Raw genomic sequence first — 6,271 nt, forward strand, 5'->3', positions numbered from 1 at the left:
TGTCATGGCTACACCTCAATTCGTTCATCTGCGACTGCACACCGAATACTCGCTGGTCGATGGCCTGGTGCGGGTCAAGGAGGCGGTCAATGCCGCCCGGGACGAGGGCATGCCGGCGGTGGCGGTCACCGACCAGAGCAACCTGTTCGCGGTGGTGAAGTTCTACAAGGCGGCGCTGGGCGCCGGCGTCAAACCCATCTGCGGCGCCGATGTGCTGGTGATGAACGAGGCAGAGCCCGAATCCGAGCCCTATCGCATGACACTGCTGGTGCGCAACGGTCAGGGCTACCGCAACCTGATGGAGTTGATCTCCCGGGCCTACGCCGAGGGGCAGAACATCATCGCCGAGAAGGCGCTGGTGAAAAAAGCCTGGATCGAGGAAAAGGCGGAAGGCCTGATCGCGCTTTCGGGCGCGCGCCTGGGCGAGGTCGGTCGGGCGCTTCTGGCGGACAACGGTTCGGCGCAGTTCGTGCTCGAAGAGTGGATGCGCATCTTCCCGGGCAGCTTCTACCTCGAAATCCAGCGTACCGGCCGCAAGAATGACGAGGAACTGGTGCACGCCAGCGTCGCGCTGGCGCACGAAACCGGCTGTCCGCTGGTGGCCACCAACGACGTGATGTTCATCAAGGCCGAGGATTTCGACGCCCACGAGGCGCGGGTCTGCATCAACCTCGGCCGTACCCTGGAAGACGCGCATCGCCCGCGCGATTACAGCGAGCAGCAATACTTCCGTTCCACCGCCGAAATGCTCGAGCTGTTCGCCGATATTCCCGAAGCGCTGGCCAACAGCGTCGAGATCGCCCGGCGCTGCAATATCGAGATTGAGCTCGGTACCTACTACCTGCCGAAGTTCCCGGTGCCGGAAGGCATGCTGATGGACGACTATTTCCGAGAGGTGTCCTACAGGGGCCTCGAGGAGCGTCTCGAAATCCTGCTCGATCGCAACGATCCCGACTATCAGGCCAAGCGCCAGCTCTATGTCGACCGTCTCGAGTTCGAGCTCGATATCATCATCCAGATGGGTTTTCCGGGCTACTTCCTCATCGTCATGGACTTCATCAAGTGGGGCAAGGAGAACGGTGTGCCGGTGGGGCCGGGCCGAGGCTCGGGCGCCGGCTCCCTGGTGGCCTACGCACAGAAGATCACCGATCTGGATCCGCTTGAATACGACCTGCTGTTCGAGCGCTTTCTGAACCCGGAACGTGTCTCCATGCCCGACTTCGATATCGACTTCTGCATGGACAACCGCGACAAGGTGATCGACTACGTGGCGCGCACCTACGGCCGCGACGCTGTCTCCCAGATCGTCACCTTCGGCACCATGGCGGCGAAGGCGGTGGTGCGCGACGTCGCCCGCGTGCAGGGCAAGCCGTTCGGCCTCGCCGACCGGTTGTCGAAGCTGATTCCGTTCGAGGTCGGCATGACCCTCGGCAAGGCCTGGGAAGTGGAGCCTGCGCTGCGCGAATTCGTCGAGGCGAGCGAAGAAGCGCAGGAAATCATGGAAATGGCCTACAAGCTGGAAGGGGTGACCCGCGGCGTCGGCAAGCACGCCGGCGGTGTGGTGATCGCCCCGACCAAGCTGACCGACTTCGCCGCCACCTACTGTGACGAGTTCGGCGAAGGCCTGGTGACCCAGTTCGACAAGAACGACGTCGAGGAAGCAGGGCTGGTGAAGTTCGACTTCCTCGGCCTGCGCACCCTGACCATCATCGACTGGGCGGTGGAAACCATCGACCGCATTCGCGCCAAGGAAGGGCTGGAGCCGCTCGATATCTCGCTGATCGACCTTGAGGACAAGAAGTCCTTCGATCTGCTGCAGGCGGCCGAAACCACCGCGGTGTTCCAGCTCGAATCCAGCGGCATGAAAGACCTGGTACGGCGTCTGAAACCCAGCCGCTTCGAGGACATCGTCGCACTGGTGGCGCTGTTCCGCCCGGGTCCGCTGCAGTCGGGCATGGTGGACGACTTCATCAACCGCAAACACGGCCGCGCGGAACTCGCCTGGCCGCATCCCGACTACCAGCTCGATATTCTGCAGCCGATCCTGGAGCCGACCTACGGCATCATCCTGTACCAGGAGCAGGTCATGCAGATCGCCCAGGTGATGGCCGGCTATACGCTCGGCGGCGCCGATATGCTGCGCCGCGCCATGGGCAAGAAGAAGCCGGAGGAAATGGCCAAGCAGCGCGCGGTCTTCCTCGAGGGTTGCGAAGGGCAGGGGATAGACCGTGATCTTGCGGGCAACATCTTCGATCTGGTGGAGAAGTTCGCCGGTTACGGCTTCAACAAGTCGCACTCGGCCGCCTATGCGCTGGTTTCCTATCAGACCGCCTGGCTGAAAGCTCACTACCCGGCGCCCTTTATGGCGGCGGTTATCTCCTCGGATATGCAGAACACCGACAAGGTGGTGATCTTCATCGAGGAGTGTCGCAAGATGGGGCTGGCGCCGCTGCCGCCCGACGTCAATGGCGGCGAGTACATGTTCACCGTCAACGACGACGGCAAGATCGTCTACGGGCTCGGGGCCATCAAGGGCGTCGGCGAGGGCCCGATCGACGCCATCGTCAAGGCGCGTCAGGACGGTCAGGGCGATTTCAAGGATATCTTCGACTTCTGTCAGCGGGTCGGCGCCAAGAAGCTCAACAAGCGCGTGCTCGAGGCGCTGGTGCGCTCCGGCGCGCTCGACAAGCTGGGGCCGAACCGCGCGGTGCTGTTCGAAGCCATCGCCGACGCGCTCAAGGCGGCCGACCAGAACGCGCGCAACGAAGACGCCGGCATGTTCGATCTGTTCGGCGAGGTCGAGGTGGAGGAGGCGCGCGATCCCTACGCGGACTATATCCGGGTGCGCAACTGGAGCGACAAGGAGCGTCTGACCGGCGAGAAGGACACCCTGGGGCTGTACCTGACCGGGCACCCGATCGACGAGTACGAGCCGGAGCTGAAAAATTTCATCAGCAAGAAGATCGTCGATATCCAGCCGGCCCGCGGACGGGTGCAGAAGATCGCGGGGCTGGTGGTCGACCTGAGGCTGAAGAAAACCAAGCGCGGCGACAACCTCTGTTTCGTTTCTCTGGACGATCGCAGCGCCCGGATAGAGGTCACGCTGTACGGCGAAACCTACGACGAGGCGCGCAACAAGCTGAACAAGGACGCGGTGCTGATCATCGAGGGCGAAGTCGCCCAGGACGACTATAATGGCGGACTCAAGGTCAAGGGCAGCCGGGTGCTGGATATCCCGCAGGCCCGTGCCCAGTACGCCAACTGTCTGGAGATACGCTGTGTCAGCCAGGATATCGCCGGCCGGCGACTGCGCCAGCTGGCCGATATACTGGAAGCCTATCGCGGTGACGCCAGCCTGCCGGTACGGCTGCGCTACCGTCGCGAGGACGCCGAGGCCAGCCTGCCGTTCGGCGAACGCTGGCAGGTCGAGGCCAGCGACGATCTGGTGCTGCGTCTCAAGGACCAGTTCGGCGAAAAGGCGGTGAGTCTGTGTTATTGAAAAGCGGTGACGCGTTACGCGTAAAAGCGGAGTGCCGTAGGGTGCCGCTGAGTGAAACGAAGCGCACCGTCGGTACCGGTGCGGTGCGGTGCGCTGCGCTTACCGGCACCCTACGATTTGCCCATCCTGGGCGTGGGCGTAAGGATGACGCGTAACTCGTCCCCCGTAACCCGTAACCCGTAACCCGTAACCCGTAACCCCGTTTGGGTGGTTATCGCCGGGGGCAACAGGTAGAATTGCCGGTTTTATGATCTTCAAGTAACCGAATTGCAGAGCGGAAGCAGACGCGAAATGAACCCGAATTATCTTGAATTCGAACAGCCTATCGCTGAACTGGAAGCGAAGATCGAAGAATTGCGTCACGTCGGTGACGACTCGGACATCAACCTGTCCGACGAGCTGGGCAAGCTGCAGGAGAAAAGCCGCAGCCTGACCGCGTCGATCTTCTCCAACCTCTCGGCCTGGCAGGTTTCGCAGCTGGCCCGTCACCCGCAGCGGCCCTACACGCTGGACTACGTCGCGCATATCTTCGAGGATTTCGACGAGATTCACGGCGACCGTCATTTCGCCGATGACGCGGCTATCGTCGGCGGCATCGCGCGCCTGGAGGGCAAGCCGGTGGTGGTGATCGGCCATCAGAAGGGGCGTGAAACCAAGGAAAAGGTACGCCGCAACTTCGGCATGCCGCGTCCGGAAGGTTATCGCAAGGCGCTGCGCATCATGGAGATGGGCGAGCGTTTCAAGATGCCGGTGCTGACCTTTATCGATACCCCCGGCGCCTACCCCGGCATCGACGCCGAGGAGCGCGGCCAGTCCGAGGCGATCGCCTTCAACCTGGCGAAAATGTCCCAGCTCAAGACGCCGGTCATTTCCACCGTCGTCGGGGAGGGCGGTTCCGGTGGCGCGCTGGCGATCGGCGTCTGCGACGAGCTGCTGATGCTGCAGTATTCCACCTACTCGGTCATCTCCCCCGAGGGCTGCGCCTCCATTCTCTGGAAAAGCGCGGAGCGCGCTGCCGACGCCGCCAAGGCCATGGGTATCACCTCCGAACGGCTGCACGAGCTGGGTCTGGTCGACAAGGTCGTCAGCGAGCCGCTGGGCGGCGCGCACCGTGACCCGGCGCTGATGGCCGCCAACCTCAAGCTGGAGCTGGTCAGCGCCCTCGACCGTCTGCAGGCGCTCTCCACCGAAGAGCTGCTGGAACGTCGCTACGAGCGCCTGATGGCCTATGGCGTGAACCAGGGCTGAGCCCCTGTTGAGAGTCCTGTCGCATGGGGCCTGACGCGCTGCTGTCCGCGTTCCGGCGGCAGCTCGGGGCCCTGCCTTGCGTCCGCCGCTGGCTGATCGGATTCAGCGGCGGGCTCGACTCCCGCGTGCTGGCGGAACTGGCTGCCCGCACCCTCGATCCCGGCAGCGTGCTGCTGCTGCATGTCAATCATCACCTGCAGGATGGCAGCGATGCCTGGGCGCAACACTGCCGGCAAATCGCCGGCCGTCTCGGTCTTGCCATCCGGGTGCTCGATGTCAGCCCGCGCTCTGCGTCCGAGGATGCCGCCCGCGAGGCGCGCTATGGGGCCTTCGCGAGAGAACTGCTGCCCGGCGACTGTCTGCTGCTCGGGCATCATGCCGACGACCAGGCCGAAACGCTGCTGCTGCGCCTGTTGCGTGGCGCCGGCGTGCGCGGTATGCGCGGTATCCCGCGCCGTCGGCCGCTGGGTGAGGCCGAACTGCTGCGTCCGCTGCTGGACCAGACCCGTGCCGGCCTCGAGGCCTGGGCCCGGGCCCATGAGCTCGACTGGATCGAAGACCCGTCCAACGCCGTTGCCGGCTACGATCGCAACTATCTGCGTCTGACTGTCATGCCCGAGCTCGCCGCGCGCTGGCCCGACGCGGCGCAGCGCATGGCACAGAGTGCCCGCCATCTCGCCGAGGCCGACGAGCTGCTGGCGGAACTGGCCCGCAGCGACCGGCATGGCTGTCGCGGGCGTCACGGCGGCCTGGACACCACTGCGCTGCGGGAATTGAGCCTGGCGCGGCGGCGCAATCTGCTGCGTCACTGGTGCGAGGCCGGGAGCGGGGTGGCGCTGAACGACCGGCTGCTGGCCGCGGTCGATACCGAAGTGCTGGGCGCGGCAGTGGACCGCCAGCCGCAGCTGGCGCTCGGGGATCAGGTCCTGCGCCGCTATCGCGACGAGCTGTTTCTGGTTCCCAAGCGCCAGCCGGCCTCTGCCGGGTCGCTTGCCGATATCGCGCTGGTGCCCGGTGAGATCCGCCTGCTCCAGGGGCGGCTGTCGATTCGGCCGTCGCGCACGGGGGGGCTGCGAACGCTGGACGGACTGTCGCTGCGCTACCGTCGCGAGGGCGAACGCTGCCGGCCCGCAGGTCGTGGCGGATCCCACCCGCTGAAAAAGCTGTTTCAGGAAGCCGCGGTGCCCCCCTGGCTGCGCGAAGGCTGGCCGCTGCTGGTGCGTGGCGACGAGATCGTCGCGGTGCCCGGACTTTTCGTCTGCGAGGGTTGGCAGGTGGGGCCGGATGAAGATGGCTTCGTGCTGGAGTGGTTGCCGGCAGGCACCGCGTCGTAGGTTGGGTCTAGCGGCGAAGCCGCGTAACCCAACACCCGGGGTTTCTGGATGGCACGCTGCCAACCGAGACCAATCGATCTGTACTGCGATCGATATGATGGGTCCACGATGCCCGGGCCGCGAGGCCAGCGATGCAACCCGTGCCATGACATCGCTTGACCCATCCTACCCGGCCGGATGCCTCGGTAGC

3 protein-coding genes are annotated in these 6,271 nt (G+C 64.6%); all 3 read left to right on the plus strand.

Going from position 1 to position 6,271, the window contains the following annotated elements; translation table 11 throughout:
* The first annotated feature begins 4 nt into the window (after positions 1-4).
* The 3 genes from dnaE (at position 5) to tilS (ending at position 6,081) form a co-directional block, all read left to right on the plus strand.
* Positions 5-3,499, plus strand: coding sequence for a DNA polymerase III subunit alpha (gene dnaE, locus IEX85_RS05905; RefSeq protein WP_188859380.1), 3,495 nt, complete (start codon positions 5-7; stop codon positions 3,497-3,499).
* Between the two features lie 291 nt (positions 3,500-3,790).
* Positions 3,791-4,747, plus strand: coding sequence for an acetyl-CoA carboxylase carboxyl transferase subunit alpha (gene accA / locus IEX85_RS05910; RefSeq protein ID WP_188859381.1), 957 nt, complete (start codon positions 3,791-3,793; stop codon positions 4,745-4,747).
* Positions 4,748-4,770: 23 nt separating this feature from the next.
* Positions 4,771-6,081 carry a tRNA lysidine(34) synthetase TilS gene (gene tilS, locus IEX85_RS05915; protein WP_188859382.1) on the plus strand — a complete coding sequence of 437 codons (1,311 nt, stop codon included), beginning with the start codon at positions 4,771-4,773 and terminating at the stop codon, positions 6,079-6,081.
* Positions 6,082-6,271: the final 190 nt, after the last annotated feature.

Origin of the sequence: Marinobacterium nitratireducens, from assembly GCF_014645375.1 — a bacterium.
Lineage (GTDB): Bacteria > Pseudomonadota > Gammaproteobacteria > Pseudomonadales > Balneatricaceae > Marinobacterium_A > Marinobacterium_A nitratireducens.